A 14,142-nucleotide genomic window follows, 5' to 3' on the forward strand; every position below is an offset into this window, starting at 1 on the left:
ACGTTATGCCTCCTCGGTGTACTTGCTGGTGCCAAAGTGCTTGATGGCGAGGTTCATGAGCAGAACCGAGCCGTAGGTGATGGCGATAAGAATCGTGGCGAACGCGCACGCGATGCCGTAGGAGCCCTTCTCGGCGAACTCGTTGATCTGCACCGTGATGAGGAAGAACTGCGGGGTCACGAGCAGGATGATCGCGGAGATGGCCGTGATGGAGCGGACGAACGCCGTCACGAGGCCAGAGAGGAACGAGTCCTTGATGAGCGGCAGCGTCACCGTGCGGAAGACCGTGAAGCTGTCCGCGCCCATGTCGTAGGCGCTCTCCTCGATGGACTTGTCGATCTGGCGCAGCGCCGAGATGCCCGAGCGCGTGCCGGTGGGCAGCGAGCGCACGATGAAGACGATGACCAGGATGGCCGCCGAGCCGTAGAGCCCCTGGAGAAAGCCGGTGCGGAAGACGCCCGCGGAGAAGCCGCGGATGAAGCCGACGCCGAGGACCGTGCCGGGAACGGCCATGGCGAGCATCGAGACGAACTCGATGAAGCCCTTGGTGCGGAAGTTCCGCTTGACCACGAGGTAGGAGATGATCATCGAGAGCAGAGCCGTGAGCGGCGCGGCTATGAGCGAGAGCACGAAGGAGTCACGGAACGCCTCGAAGCCGTGGTAGCGCTCGAAGACCTGGATGAACCACTTGGGCGTGAGCGAGAAGTCGTAGCCCCAGGTCTTGAACAGGGCGCCAAAGGGCACGCAGATGTACATGATCACGACGAAGAGGGCCACCGCGCCGCACAGGATGGTGAGCGGCAGCGTCACGGAGCGGTCGGTGATGAGCATGCGGGCGCGGGAGGCCTTGCCGGTGAGCGTGGCCGTGCTCTTGGCCTCGAGCACGTACTTCTGCACGATGAACATGAGCAGCGTGATGCACAGCAGCACCACGGCCATCGCGGCGGCGCCCTCCTTGTCGTAGGCGCCCGTGATCTGCAGGTAGATCGTGGTGGCCAGCGTGTCGTAGGAGCCGCCGATGATCATGGGGTTGGCAAAGTCGGCGATCGACTCGATGAAGGTGACGAGAAACGCGTTGCCGAGTCCCGGAAGGACGAGCGGCAGCGTGACGGACGTGAAGACCTTCCAGCGGGAGGCGCCCATGTCGCGGGCCGCCTCCTCGAGCGACGGGTCGATGTTCTTGAGCAGGCCGCGCAGCATCATGTAGCACACGGGGAAGAACGTGAGCGTCTGGACCACGAAGATGCCCCAGAAGCCGTAGACCGAGTTGTCGTAGATACCGAGCAGGTAGCGAGTGATGATGCCAGCCTTGCCAAAGAGCATGATCACCGAGAGCGAGAGCACAAACGGCGGCGAGACCACCGGCAGCATCGAGACCACCTTGAAGAGGCCCGAGAGGAAGCGCGTGCGCAGCTTCACGTAGACCTCGACGTAGGCGAAGAGCAGTCCCACGAGCGCCGACGCCACGCTCACGAGCAGGCCGACGGCGAGCGTGTTGGTGATGGCCGTCGTGAAGGTGTGCATCTCGAAGATGCGCTGGAAGACCTCCAGACTCGGCCCGCGCTCGGTGATGAAGCTGTCCACCAGCAAGATCGCGAGCGGGTACAGGATGAACAGCGTCAGAAACGCGATGAGCACCACGATCGTGGTGATCATGATGGGATCGGCCAGGAGCTTCTTGCGGTCAAGCTCAGCGCTCTGGGTTCTAGCCATAGCCACCCCTTCTCATAGGTCGTCTTACATGGAGGGGCGCCGGGCGGATGAAGATCCGCCCGGCGCGGCTCAGATCACGCGTGTCCCGCCGTGGCGGGCGATAAGAAAGCAGGTCCGGGGCTTTATGCGTCCTCGGTCTCGAAGCGGTCGTCGCCACCGCCGAGGGCCTCCATGACCTCAGCGACGTAGGTGTCGGTGTTGGCCTTGGCGTCCTCGAAGTCGTAGTCCATCGTGTTGTTCGGGTCGAGGCCGAACTCGGTGGCAATCGCGGGCTGCTCGGCGTTGTCGATGACCAGGAACTGGTAGGAGCCGTTCTGGGCAGCGAGCTCGACGCACTCGGGCGAGAGGGCGTACTCGATCCAGAGCTTGGCGGCATTGGGGTGCTTGGCTCCCTTGAAGATGGCCGTGGCGCCGACCTCGCAGGAGGTGCCGGAGGACGGAACGACGAGCTCGATGTTCTCGTAGCCGTTGTCAACGATCTGGAAGATGCCGTCGTGCAGGAAGCCCAGGCCAATCGTGCACTCGCCGGTGCCGATGTTCTTGGACGGACCGGAGCCGGACTTGGTGTAGACCTGGACGTTCTTGTCGAGGTCGACGAGGAACTGGATGCCCTCGTCGTGGCCGTACTTCTGGATCATCGTGTTGATGATGAGCTTGGCGGTGCCGGCCGTGTTGTAGTTGGAGGACCAGATGAGGCCCTGGTACTGCGGGTCGATGAGGTCGGCGAAGTCGGCCGGCGGGGTGACGCCGAGGCGCTCGACCTCGTCCTTGTTGTACATGATGCCGAGAAGGCCGGTGTAGATGCCGTACCAGTTCCCGTCGGCGTCCTGGTACTTGGGGTCGGTGATGTGGGAGGCGTTGGCAGCCTCGTAGGGCTCGAGCAGGCCCTCGGCGGTCACGACGTTGTACGGGTCGGTGGTGCCGCCGAACCAGACGTCGCCGGTGGGGTTGCCGTTCTCCTCCTCGACCTTGGCCTGAACCTCGCCCGTGGAGAGGCGCTGGTACTGGACGTCGATGCCAAAGACCTCCTCGAAGTGGGTGCAGGCGGCGGCGAGGTAGTCCTCCTCGCAGGAGCCGTAGACCACGAGCTTGCCCTCCTCCTGGGCGGCCTTGATGAGGTCCTCGGAGGCGCCGACGCTGTTCTCGGCGACCTGGCCCTCGGCGGGCTGGTCGCCGCCGTCGCTGCCGTTGCAGGCGGCGAGGCCGAGGACGGTGGCGCCGGCGGCGCCGGCCAGGAAGTTCCTGCGCGAGATGTTGGTCATGGCTGGTCCTTTCCCTTTATTCTTCCCTTATGTGCCTGAAGGGGTAACACCCGTTACTTTTTATAGCCACCTTACGGTTTGCTTACACAGGGCTTTCCGCCGAGCGGCGCTTAACGGTACGGCAGCGTTTAAGCGAGCCGACGCCGAGCCGCACGACGCCCGCGATGCGGTACTCTAGACGGATGCGAGAAAGGAGCGAGCATGCCCGCGATCATCACGCACCATATCTTCGGCGAGGACATCGCGCCGTCCCTGCCGGAGGGGCTGCTCGCCGGCGAGGAGGAGCTGCTCGCCTTCCTGCTGGGCAACCAGGGGCCCGACCCGCTCTTCGCGCGCTTCTCGACGCTCCCCTCTCACGCCTCGCGCTGCCATGAGCTCGGCCGCAAGATCCAGGGCGGCAGCGTCACGCGCGCCTTCATGGCGCTGCGCGACGGAGTGGGGCACCTGCCGCAGGCCGACATGCGCGCCGGCCGCGCCTTCGCGCTGGGCCTTCTTGGCCACTACGCCCTCGACCGCGCGGCGCACCCCTTCGTGGTCTCGCAGCAGCGGGCGCTCTGCGCGGCCGACCATGACCTCGAGGCCCGCTCCGGCGCGGTGCACGCCCTGATCGAGTCGGACATCGACACCTGGATCCTCTGGGAGAAGCGCGACGCCACCGTCGAGGAGCGCCCCGCCGCCGCCAACCTCATGCGCACCGAGCGCATCGAGCGGGTGGGGGGCGCGCTGCTCTCCCAGCTTGCCCTCTCCGTCTTTGACGTGACGCTGGGACCGCGCGAGTACGCCTCCTGCGTGCGCGACTACGAGCGCCTCTATCGTCTGATCGACCCGGCGGGCTCCCTCGGGGCACGCCTCGCCGGCGCCGCCGAGCGCGCCCTGTTTGGCAGTGCGCGCGTTCGGGCCTGCGCCCACCTCGTGCTCCGCGACAACGAGTGCCCCGCCGCCAACCTCGACTGCCGGCCCTGGCGCGACCCCTTCGACGGCCGCGTGCGCCACGAGAGCTTCGCCGACCTCTTCGACGAGGCGCGCCTCGCCTACCCGGCGCTCGCCGAGGCCTTCGTGCGCGGGGACGAGGCCGAGCTGCGCCGCCTCGTGGCGGGCAGGGACTACGCCGGGCGCCCGGGCGCGGACGCATAGGCCGCCGGCGGGAGCTCGGCGCGCCCGGAGCTCACAGCCACACGAGGGTCGGGGCCTCGTCGCTCTCGTCGTCCTCGTCGCCCTTGTCGCCCTTGTCGCGCTCGGCGCCCTCCGGCGCGCCCCAGCTCACCGACTCCTCGAGCCAGGGGCGCCGCACGTCCTCAAGCGGCTCGAAGGGTCGCTCCTCGCCCTTGACCATCCAGACGATGCCCCCCTCGCAGCACATGGCTAGAGCCCCAGCCCGGCGGCGACCTCGCCCGCGCACGCCATCGCGTCGGCGATCGCGCTCACCACGAGCGACGACCCCGTGCGCGCGTCGCCCGCCACATAGACGGCGTCCGTCCCCGCCGCGCGGTGAGACCCGGGCTCGCACGCCGGAAGCCCGCGCGCGCCCGCAGCCACGCCGAGCGCCTCCAGCACCGCCCGCTCCGGGCCCGTGAATCCGCACGCCACGAGCACGAGCTGCGCCGGCAGCTCCCGCACGCTCCCCGCGACCGGCTCCGGCCTGCCGCCGGACCAGTCGAGGTCCGCCACCGCAAGGCCCCGCACCGCCCCGTCCGCGCCGAGAAGGACCTCGCGCGTGTCGACCGCCCAGGAGCGGCACTCCCCGCCCATGAGCGCGATGGCCTCTGCCTGGCCGTAGTCGGTCTTGAGCGTGGAGGGCCACTCCGGCCAGCGCACGGCGCCCGGCTCGCCCGGGTCCGCCGGGCGCGGCAGGAACTCGAGCTGCGCCACGGACCGCGCTCCCTGGCGCACCGCGGTGCCCAGGCAGTCGTTGCCCGTGTCTCCCCCGCCGATCACCACCACGTCCAGGCCCGCCGCGCTCACGGCGGGCTCGCCGCCGTCGAGCAGCGCGCGCGTGGACGCCTCGAGGTAGTCCACGGCAAAGACCACCCCGCCCGCCGCGAGCCCCTCCTCAAAGCCGGCCGCGGAGAGGCCGCGCGGCACGCGCGCCCCCACGGCCACGACCACGGCGTCGAAGCCCGCCAGCAGCCCCGACGCCACGTCCCTCTCGGCCGCGTCCGTGCCGAGAACAAACTCCACGCCCAGCTCCTCCATGAGGCGCACGCGTCGGGCGACCACGTCCTTGGGAAGCTTCATGTTGGGGATGCCGTACGTGAGCAGGCCCCCCGCGCGGTCGGCGCGCTCCACGACGCTCACGTGCGCGCCGCGGCGGGCGAGCTCCCAGGCCGCCGCGAGCCCCGCCGGGCCCGAGCCCACCACGGCAACGCGGGGCGCGCCCTCGGCCGCCGGGGCGAACCGTCGCGGACCGCCGTGGGCCCACTCCCAGTCCGAGATCGCCCGCTCGTTGTCGTGGATGGTCTCGGGCTCGTCATGGCAGCCCAGGTTGCAGGCAGCCTCGCACAGCGCCGGGCACACGCGGCTCGTGAACTCGGGCAGCGGCGAGGTGAGCGCGAGCCGCTCCGCCGCCTCGCGCCAGAGGCCCCGCCAGACGAGGTCGTTCCATTCGGGGATGAGGTTGTGCAGCGGGCACCCGCTCGGCCGCGCCCCGCCAAAGCCCGTTCCGGCCTGGCAGAAGGCCACGCCGCACATCATGCAGCGGCTCGCCTGCTCCCGCTGCAGCTCAGGCGAGAGCTGCTCGTAGAGCTCGTCGTAGTCGCGGGTGCGCTCTAAAACCGGTCGCAGCTCGTGGGCGCGACGCCCCACGCTCAGATATGCCCCGGGCCTTCCCATACTATGCCTCCCTCATCTTGTCGAACGCGTACGTCAGCGCCTCGCCGCGGTCGCGCCCGGCAGCCTCGGCCTGCGCCACGTAGGCCAGGACGCGCTCGTAGTCGCGCGGCGCCACCTTCACGAAGCGCGCGCTCGCGTCCGCCCACTGGTAGAGCATCTTGATGCCGCGCGGGCTCTGGGTGCGTCGCACGTGCTCCTCCACGAGGGTGCGCACGGCGGCGAGCTCGTCTGCGGACGGGGCGAGAAGGTCCACGAGCTCCGTGTTGCAGCGCGTGGCGAGCGTCCCCAGGCGGTCGTAGACAAAGGCCAGCCCGCCCGACATGCCGGCCGCGAAGTTGGGGCCCACCTCGCCGAGGACCACCACACGCCCGCCGGTCATGTACTCGCAGCCGTGCGCGCCCACGCCCTCCACGACCACCGTCGCGCCGGAGTTGCGCACGCAGAAGCGCTGGCCGGCGCGACCGTTCACAAAGCCGCGGCCGCCCGTGGCGCCGTAGAAGGCCACGTTGCCCACGATGACGTTCTCGTCGAACTTGTACGTCGCCTTCTCGGGGGGCCGCACCGAGAGCACGCCTCCCGAGAGCCCCTTGCCAAAGTAGTCGTTGGCGTCGCCGGAGACGTTGAGCGTGACGCCCGCGGGCAGAAACGCCCCGAAGCTCTGGCCCGCCGAGCCCTCGCAGTCCACCGTGACCGAGCCCTCGGGCAGGCCCTCGGGGTGCGCCGCCGTCACGCGGCTTCCCAGCAGCGTGCCCACGCAGCGGTTGACGTTGTCGATGTCCGCGCGCAGGCGCACCGGCTCGAGGTGCTCGCGGGCCGAGGCGGTGTAGGGCACGAGCAGCGTGGCGTCGAGCGTGCGCCCGATCCTCAGGTCGGCGGCCATCTCGGGCAGGAAGCGCGGGCTCGCGGCGCCGGGGATGCCCTGCCCGAACTCGGGCCTCGCGCAGGCGAAGAGGTCGGAGAGGTCCAGGAGGTTGGCCTTCCAGTTCTTCTCGCCCTCCACGGGGACCTGGCGCAGGCAGTCCGCGCGCCCCACCATCTCGTCCACGGTGCGAAAGCCGAGCCCGGCCATGATCTCGCGCAGCTCCTCTGCCACGAACGTCATGTAGTTGACCACGTGCTCGGGCCTGCCCGAGAAGCGAGCGCGCAGGCGGCAGTCCTGGGTGGCGATGCCCGCCGGGCAGGTGTCGCGCTGACAGTCGCGCTGCATCAGGCAGCCGCAGGCGATGAGCGGCATCGTGGCGAAGCCAAACTCCTCGGCGCCCAGAAGCGCCGCCATGGCCACGTCGCGCCCGCTCATGAGCTTGCCGTCGGTCTCCAGGACCACGCGCGAGCGCAGGCCGTTTCGAAGCAGCGTCTGCTGGGTCTCGGCCAGGCCGATCTCGAAGGGGATGCCGGCGTGGTAGATGGAGTCGCGCGGGGCGGCCCCCGTCCCGCCGTTGTGCCCGGAGATCAAGATCTTGTCGGCCCCGCCCTTGGCGACGCCCGTGGCGATGGTGCCCACCCCGGCGAGCGCGCAGAGCTTCACCGAGACGCGCGCCTCGGGGTTGGCGTTCTTGAGGTCAAAGATGAGCTCCGCGAGGTCCTCGATCGAGTAAATGTCGTGGTGCGGCGGCGGCGAGATCAGCCCCACGCCCGGCGTGGACTGGCGCACCTCCGCGATCCAGGGGTAGACCTTGCGGCCGGGCAGGTGGCCGCCCTCGCCGGGCTTGGCCCCCTGCGCCATCTTGATCTGGATCTCGTCGGCCGAGACCAGGTAGCGGCTCGTGACGCCAAAGCGACCCGAGGCCACCTGCTTGATGGCCGAGCGGGCGGAGTCGCCGTTTGGGAGCGCCATCTCGCGCGCCGGGTCCTCGCCGCCCTCGCCGGTGTTGGAGCGCCCGTGCAGGCGGTTCATCGCGATGGCCAGGCACTCGTGCTGCTCGCGGGATATGGAGCCGTAGCTCATGGCCCCGGTGTTGAAGCGCCGCACGATCTGCTCGACGGGCTCGACCTCCTCGAGCGGCACGGGCTGCCCGGCGGGCGAGAAGTCCATGAGGTCGCGCAGGGTGACGGCGCGACCGGACCGGTGCACCCACGCGGAGAACTCCTTGAAGAGGTCGTAGTCCCCCTCGCGGCAGGCACGCTGCAACAGGTAGATGGCTTGGGGGTCGATGAGGTGCTCCTCGCCGTCGTGGGCGCGCCACTTGGTGAGGCCGAGCGTAGGGAGCTGCTCGGGCGCGGGGCTTGCCTCCAGGGCCGCCGCGGCGTCGTAGCGCGCGTCGAGCTCGCGCTGGAGGTCGGCGACCGTGAGGCCGCCCACGCGCGTGGCCGTAAACGTGAGGTACTTCTCGACCAGCTCCTCGGAGAGGCCCAGGGCCTCAAAGATCTGCGCGGAGTGGTAGCCCTGCATCGTGGAGATGCCCATCTTGGACATGATCGAGACGATGCCCGCCGTGACCGCGCGGTCGTAGTTGGCGAGCGCCTCCTTCGCGGGCAGGGCGAGCTCGCCGCGGGCGCAGAGGTCCCGGACGCAGTCGTGGGCCAGGTAGGGGTGGACCGCGGAGGCCGAGAAGGACACGAGGCACGCGAAGTCGTGCGCGCTGAGCGCGTCGCCGGTCTCCACCACGAGGTCGGCGCGGGTGCGCAGGCCGCAGCGGATGAGGTGGTTGTGCACGCACCCGAGCGCGAGCAGCGACGGCACGCTGACCTCGCCGTCTCTCGCGCGGTCCGAGACGATGAGGATGTTGGCGCCGGAGCGCACGCTCTTCTCGGCCTCCTCGGCAAGCTCGTCGAGAGCGCGCTCGAGGGCGCCGTCGCCGCCGGAGCGCGGGTAGGCGGCGCGGACGCGCGCGACCTTAAAGCCCACGAGGTCGATGGCGCACACGCGCTCGAAGTCCTCGTCCGAGAGGATGGGGCCGGGCAGGCGCACGAGACGGCAGACGTCGCGACAGTCCTCGAGGAGGTTGCCGTGGTTGCCGAGGTAGAGCGTGGTGCTCGTGACCATGCTCTCGCGCAGCGCGTCGATCGGCGGGTTGGTCACCTGGGCGAAGAGCTGGTTGAAGTAGTCGAAGAACGAGCGCGCCTTGGTCGAGAGGCACGCGAGGGGCGCGTCCACGCCCATCGAGGCCAGCGGCACCGAGGCCTTCTCGGCCATGGGGCGCACGACCTCGTCGACGTCGTCGTAGTGCCAGCCGAGACGGGCCATGCGCTGCGTGAGGGGGAGCTCGTCACCGGAGCGCCCGGCCTCGCCAAGGTCCGCCGCGAGTTCTGCAGCCGAGTTGACAACAGCGTCAGGATCTATTGTCAACCGCGCCGGCGCGGGCAGATCGGCGAGGTCAACGGTCTCCTGGTCGAGCCAGGAGCGGTAGGGCTTCTCGGCGGCCAGGCGGTCGCGGATCTCGTCGTTGCCGATCACGCGACCCTGGACGGGGTCGACCTCGAGCATCTCGCCCGGGCCGAGGCATCCCGTGGAGAGGACGTTTACGGGGTCGATGTCGATCGTGCCCACCTCGGAGGCAAGGATCAGGCGATCGTCGCGCGTCACGTAGTAGCGCGCCGGGCGCAGGCCGTTGCGGTCGAGCGCGGCGCCCACCGTGCGCCCGTCGGTGAAGACGATCGCCGCTGGCCCGTCCCAGGGTTCCATGAGCATGGACTGGTAGGCGTCGTAGGCGCGACGGCGGTCGGAGAGCGCGGGGTTGTTGTCCCAGGGCTCCGGCATCATGAGCGTCACGGCGCGGTCGAGCGCGCGCCCGTTCATGACGAGAAACTCCAGAACGTTGTCGAGGATCGCGGAGTCCGATCCCTCGCGGTTGATGATGGGCAGCACGCGCTCGAGGTCGGCGCCCAGCACCGGCGAGTAGAGCTCGGGCTCGCGAGCGCGGACCCAGCTCACGTTGCCGCGCAAGGTGTTGATCTCGCCGTTGTGGATGAGGTAGCGGTTGGGGTGGGCGCGCTCCCAGGAGGGCGTGGTGTTGGTGGAGTAGCGCGAGTGCACGAGGGCGAGCGCCGTCTCGACCGCGGCGTCGCCCAGGTCCAGGTAGAAGCGGCGCATCTGGGTGGCCACGAGCATGCCCTTGTAGACGATCGTGCGGCTGGACATGCTGCACACGTAGAAGATCTTGCCGGCGAGCGCGGGGCTTGCGTCGGCGGCGCGCTCGATGGCGCGGCGGGTCACGTAGAGGCGCCGCTCGAAGTCCTGACCGCGGGGGACGTCCTCGGGGCGGCGAAGGAACGCCTGGTAGATCGTGGGCATGCAGGCGCGCGCCGTGGAGCCCAGGTCGTGCGGGTCCACCGGCACCGCGCGCCAGAACATGAGCGGCACGCCGCACTCGGCGCACCCGCGCTCAAAGACCTGACGCGCCGCGGCCACGCCCTCCGGGTCGTCGTGCGGGAGGAAGAGCATGGCCACGCCGTAGTCCCCCTCGTCGGGCAGGAGCTGGCCCTCCTTCTGCGCCTCCTTGCGGAAGAAGCGGTGCGGAACCTGAAAGAGCACGCCCGCGCCGTCGCCGGTGTTGCGCTCCAGGCCCGTGCCGCCGCGGTGCTCGAGGTTCACGAGAACCGAGAGCGCGTCGTCGAGCGTCTGGTGGCTGCGGACGCCGCGCAGGTGCGCGATCGCGCCGATGCCGCAGGCGTCGTGCTCGTACTCCGGGCGATAGAGGCCGGGCTCGTGGTTCTTCTCGCTCATGGGGCTCCCCTCTTCTGGCTTCCATGGCGAGTCTAGGGCGCCGCCGCGGCCGGGGAGAAAACCGAGACGAACTCGCTACGAGCTCGCCACCTGCGCGTCGTTTGTTTGCCATCCGCGGGACGCGGACCGGAAACGGGCGAGAAACCTTGGGGCGAGAAGAGCGCGGCGGCCGATAAGAACGTGCGGCGTCCGGACGGTTCTTCTCGCCAAAGCGTCCGGAAGCCGCACCTCCTGCGGGAACGTGCGGCAACCGGACGGTTCCGGCCCGAGAAGCGTCCGGAAGCCGCACCTGCCGCGGGGCCGCCTAGTCCCTGAGCCGCGAGACGGCACGGGTGACCGCGGCGGCGAGATCCTCGAATAGCTCGGGGGCGTCGTAGGCGTGATCTGCCCCGTCGACCCACACGAGGCGCGATCCGGGCAGCGCGTCGTGGTAGCGACCGGCCGTCTCGGGCGGCACGGCCGCGTCCGACGTCCCCTGCACGATGAGCGCGGGGCCGCCATAGAAGGCCGCCGAGGCGATCGGGTCGAGCGCATGTCCGTCGCGCACGAAGGCCTCCCCCACCTCGAGCGCGCCGCGCCGGGCGTGCCCCGTCTCCTTGAGCAGCCGTTCCATCTTGAGGTGCGTGCCCGTCGCGGCAGAGACGAGCACCAGCAGAGAGAGGCGCGCCGTCTCACGTGCGGCGACGCAAGCCGCCACGAAGCCGCCGAGCGAGAAGCCGAGAAGACCCACGCGCTCGGGGTCGACCTCGGGAAGGCCGCACCCAAACTCGACGATGGCCTGGCCGTCCAGGACCTCCGTGAGCGGCGTGACGTCGAAGAAGTCCCCGTCGCTCTCCCCCGACCCGCCAAAGTCGAGGCGAAGCGTCGCAACACCCGCCTCGACCACGCGGCGGGAGAGGCGCGAGAGGAGAAAGTGCTTCTCGCTCAGGGTTCCGCCAAACCCGTGGAACATGACGAGCAGGGGGACGGGGGCCTCGGGGCTCGCCCCCTCGGGAAGCTCGAGATAGCCACGCAGCACCAGGCCGCGGCTCTCGAGCTCAACGTAACGTTTGTGCATAGAGACCTCCAGGTCGCAGGAACGCTCTCGGGCGGCGGGACCCGAGGCCCGCCGCCCGAGAGGGGGGAGATGCTTGCAGCGATTGCCTACAGAATGCCGACGAAGCAACAGGCGATGCTCACGACCACGATGCCCAGTAGCAGCGTGTTGACCTTCCAGCCCTTGCGAATGAGCTTGTAGAGCAGCAGCGTCACGAGCAGCGGGAGCAGCTTGGGCATGATGCCGTTGATGACGTCGTTGAGCAGAATGGCGGAGTCGCCCTCGCCGATGGAAAGCGCCAGGTTGACCGAGACCATGGAGGCCGTCATGGCGCCGATGACCAGCATGCCGATGATGGAGGCGCCGAGGAACACCTTCTGCATGATGCCCGAGGCGGCCATCTTGCTCAGGAAGGAGGTGCCGAGCTCATAGCCCTTGAACAGGCCGAAGTAGCGGCAGGCGACGTTGAAGACGTTGAAGAGCACATAGAACAGGATCGGCGCCACGGCATTGCCGGCCAGGGCGAGCGAGCAGGCGATGCCGGCGGCGAGCGGGCGCAGCGTGCCCCAGAAGACGGAGTCGCCGATGCCCGAGAGCGGGCCCATGAGGGCGGACTTGACCGCGCTGATCGACTTGGCGTCGAACTGCTCGTCGTTGGCGTTCTCCTCCTCCATCGCGGCGGTGATGCCCATGACGAACGGAGAGACCATCGGGGTGACGTTGAAGAACTCGCTGTGGCGCTGGAGCGCCTCGACGCGGTCCTCCTTCTTGTCGTAGAGCTTGTTGATGACCGGGGTCAGGGAGTACACGAAACCCTGGTTCATCTGGCGCTCGTACTGGTAGGAGGCGTTGATCGTGAAGGAGCGCCAGAAGACGCTCATGAGCTCCTTGCGGCCGACCTTCTTCTCGGCCGAAATCTCGTTAGAAGTCTTCATCTTCCATCTCCTCAGAGGTCGCGGTGGCAGGGGCGAGCTTGTTACCGCCCAGCATCAGAATCACGAGCAGGACGCCGAGAAGGGCGATGCCCAGAACGGGGACCCCGAGATAGGCGACCAGCAGGAAACCGATAAGGAAGTACGGGGCGACGTCCTTGTTGACGAGCATGCTGGCGAGAAGCGCAAAGCCGAGGGCGGGCAGGATGCCGGAGGCCACGGTGAGGCCGTCCTGGACGAACTGCGGGATGATGGCGAGGAAGGCCTCGACCGCCGGGCCGCCCACATAGAAGGCGCCTCCGCAGAGCACGGCCATGACGAGCGCATAGGAGAGGAAGCTCACCCAGTGCCAGGTCGCAACGCCCTTGTCGTCACCGGCTGCCGCGCACTTGTCGGACATGTGGAGCATCCAGCCGCGCACGACGACGTAGTAGAGGTTCTTGACGATCAGGGCGAGCGAGGCGATGGGCAGGCAGAGCGCGATGGCCGCCTCGACGCCCGAGCCGGACGTGATGGCGAAGGCGGCGCCCAGCACGCCGCCAGCCGTGATCTCGGGCGGCAGGGCGGAGCCGATGGCCTGCGTGCCCATGAAGGCCAGCTCGAGCGTGGCGCCGACCTGAAGGCCCATGGTGAGGTCACCGAGCACGAGGCCGATGAGCGGTCCCATGACGATGGGCCTCTGGATCATCGAGTTGCCGATACCGCACTCGAGAAATCCGATGAACGCGACGATTCCGACGAGTAGTGCTTGCATGACGTACCTCTCTTTCCTTTCTCGAACCCTTATCCGAGCTGGGGCTTGAACGTCGCTCGCGCGTCGCTCGGAACTGCCTGGACGTACACGTCGACGCCCTTCCCCTGGGCCTCGGCGAGAAGTGCCTCCTCCTCCGGCGTGAGATAGACCATGCGGCTCACCTGTCGCTTGCCCTCGCCGGACTTCGTTCCGCCGAGGTCAATCGAGGTGATCTGGTCGCAGGCAAGCGCCATGCGCACGGCATCCTCCACGTTGGAGACAACGGCGAACAGGCGGTACTTGTCGGTCTTCCCGTCGTTGATGGCCGCGATGGAGTCGTCGATCGACTTGATCACCAGCTTGGTGCCAGACGGCTTTCCCAGCTTGAGCGTAGTCTTGCGCAGCTCGTCGTTCACGACGTCGTCGTTGGCGACGAGGAGGCAGTCGGGGTTGAGTGCGCTGCACCACGAGAAGACGACCTGCCCGTGCAGCAGGCGGTGGTCGACGCGAAATACGAGAATCACAGCAAACCTCCCTTGATAGGATCACGAACGGACGGCAGAAAGCGGCTCTAGAAGTCGTCCTCCTCCTCGTCCTCGGACGGGGCAACACGCATGAGCTGCGATCGCGCCGTCACGAGGCACTCCTCGATCAGCTGTGCCGTGGTAGGGGCGTCACCAAGCACGAGCGAGAGCACAAAACCCAGGTTCATCCCGGTCACGACGTAGACCCCGGGGACATCGCGAAACTGCGACGCCTCGTTGTTGACGGACCCGCCCAGCACGTCGGTCACGATGACGAGCTCGTCGCCCTCGGCGAGCCCGCCCACAAGCTCGCCCAGCGCCGCCTTGAGGTCAGGGACATCGTCGGTATAGGCACACAGGGCTTGAACACCCTCCTGGCATCCCGCTATCATGCCCAGGGAGTCGAGCATTCCCTCGGCGAGCCTCCCGTGCGACGCAAGCACGATCCTC

Annotated in this window: 11 protein-coding genes; 1 reads left to right on the plus strand and 10 read right to left on the minus strand. The window is 68.7% G+C overall.

Annotated elements, in window-relative coordinates; all coding sequences use genetic code 11:
* Positions 1-3: 3 nt before the first annotated feature.
* On the minus strand, positions 4-1,713 hold the full coding sequence (locus tag B5F85_RS00680; RefSeq protein WP_087313399.1) for an iron ABC transporter permease: 1,710 nt from the start codon (positions 1,711-1,713) through the stop codon (positions 4-6).
* Between the two features lie 122 nt (positions 1,714-1,835).
* Positions 1,836-2,975 carry an ABC transporter substrate-binding protein gene (locus B5F85_RS00685; protein ID WP_087313400.1) on the minus strand — a complete coding sequence of 380 codons (1,140 nt, stop codon included), beginning with the start codon at positions 2,973-2,975 and terminating at the stop codon, positions 1,836-1,838.
* Positions 2,976-3,176: 201 nt separating this feature from the next.
* On the opposite strand from B5F85_RS00685, the gene B5F85_RS00690 reads away from it, so the two are divergent.
* A complete protein-coding gene (locus tag B5F85_RS00690) occupies positions 3,177-4,109 on the plus strand; it encodes a zinc dependent phospholipase C family protein (RefSeq protein WP_087313402.1) in 933 nt (310 codons plus the stop codon).
* Between the two features lie 31 nt (positions 4,110-4,140).
* On the opposite strand, the gene B5F85_RS00695 is transcribed toward B5F85_RS00690, so the two are convergent.
* The 8 genes from B5F85_RS00695 to B5F85_RS00730 form a co-directional block, all read right to left on the minus strand.
* Positions 4,141-4,335: a hypothetical protein gene (locus B5F85_RS00695; RefSeq protein ID WP_087313404.1), complete on the minus strand. Its 195-nt coding sequence runs from the start codon at positions 4,333-4,335 to the stop codon at positions 4,141-4,143.
* A 2-nt stretch (positions 4,336-4,337) separates the two neighbouring features.
* Entirely contained in the window at positions 4,338-5,804 is a 1,467-nt protein-coding gene (locus B5F85_RS00700) for a glutamate synthase subunit beta (RefSeq protein ID WP_087313406.1), read from the minus strand.
* A gap of 1 nt (position 5,805) precedes the next feature.
* On the minus strand, positions 5,806-10,467 hold the full coding sequence (gene gltB / locus B5F85_RS00705) for a glutamate synthase large subunit (protein ID WP_087313408.1): 4,662 nt from the start codon (positions 10,465-10,467) through the stop codon (positions 5,806-5,808).
* Between the two features lie 304 nt (positions 10,468-10,771).
* Entirely contained in the window at positions 10,772-11,524 is a 753-nt protein-coding gene (locus B5F85_RS00710) for an alpha/beta fold hydrolase (protein ID WP_087313410.1), read from the minus strand.
* Positions 11,525-11,610: 86 nt separating this feature from the next.
* Entirely contained in the window at positions 11,611-12,438 is an 828-nt protein-coding gene (locus B5F85_RS00715) for a PTS system mannose/fructose/sorbose family transporter subunit IID (RefSeq protein ID WP_087313412.1), read from the minus strand.
* Complete coding sequence (locus B5F85_RS00720) at positions 12,425-13,189, minus strand: PTS sugar transporter subunit IIC (protein ID WP_087313414.1); 765 nt, start codon at positions 13,187-13,189, stop codon at positions 12,425-12,427. The genes B5F85_RS00715 and B5F85_RS00720 overlap by 14 nt, the downstream gene beginning before the upstream one ends.
* 29 nt (positions 13,190-13,218) lie before the next feature.
* Entirely contained in the window at positions 13,219-13,692 is a 474-nt protein-coding gene (locus tag B5F85_RS00725) for a PTS sugar transporter subunit IIB (RefSeq protein WP_087313416.1), read from the minus strand.
* Positions 13,693-13,739: 47 nt separating this feature from the next.
* Positions 13,740-14,135, minus strand: a complete 396-nt coding sequence (locus B5F85_RS00730) for a PTS mannose transporter subunit IIA (RefSeq protein WP_143786104.1) — start codon at positions 14,133-14,135, stop codon at positions 13,740-13,742.
* Between the last annotated feature and the right edge of the window lie 7 nt (positions 14,136-14,142).

The sequence above is a fragment of the Olsenella sp. An293 genome (assembly GCF_002159495.1).
Classification (GTDB): domain Bacteria; phylum Actinomycetota; class Coriobacteriia; order Coriobacteriales; family Atopobiaceae; genus Thermophilibacter.

Bases quoted from the DNA above. Each gene is read 5' to 3' on its own strand.
- B5F85_RS00680 (WP_087313399.1), bottom strand. From the start codon at position 1,713: ATGGCTAGAACCCAGAGCGCTGAGCTTGACCGCAAGAAGCTCCTGGCC.
- B5F85_RS00685 (WP_087313400.1), bottom strand. From the start codon at position 2,975: ATGACCAACATCTCGCGCAGGAACTTCCTGGCCGGCGCCGCCGGCGCC.
- B5F85_RS00690 (WP_087313402.1), top strand. From the start codon at position 3,177: ATGCCCGCGATCATCACGCACCATATCTTCGGCGAGGACATCGCGCCG.
- B5F85_RS00695 (WP_087313404.1), bottom strand. From the start codon at position 4,335: ATGTGCTGCGAGGGGGGCATCGTCTGGATGGTCAAGGGCGAGGAGCGA.
- B5F85_RS00700 (WP_087313406.1), bottom strand. From the start codon at position 5,804: ATGGGAAGGCCCGGGGCATATCTGAGCGTGGGGCGTCGCGCCCACGAG.
- gltB (WP_087313408.1), bottom strand. From the start codon at position 10,467: ATGAGCGAGAAGAACCACGAGCCCGGCCTCTATCGCCCGGAGTACGAG.
- B5F85_RS00710 (WP_087313410.1), bottom strand. From the start codon at position 11,524: ATGCACAAACGTTACGTTGAGCTCGAGAGCCGCGGCCTGGTGCTGCGT.
- B5F85_RS00715 (WP_087313412.1), bottom strand. From the start codon at position 12,438: ATGAAGACTTCTAACGAGATTTCGGCCGAGAAGAAGGTCGGCCGCAAG.
- B5F85_RS00720 (WP_087313414.1), bottom strand. From the start codon at position 13,189: ATGCAAGCACTACTCGTCGGAATCGTCGCGTTCATCGGATTTCTCGAG.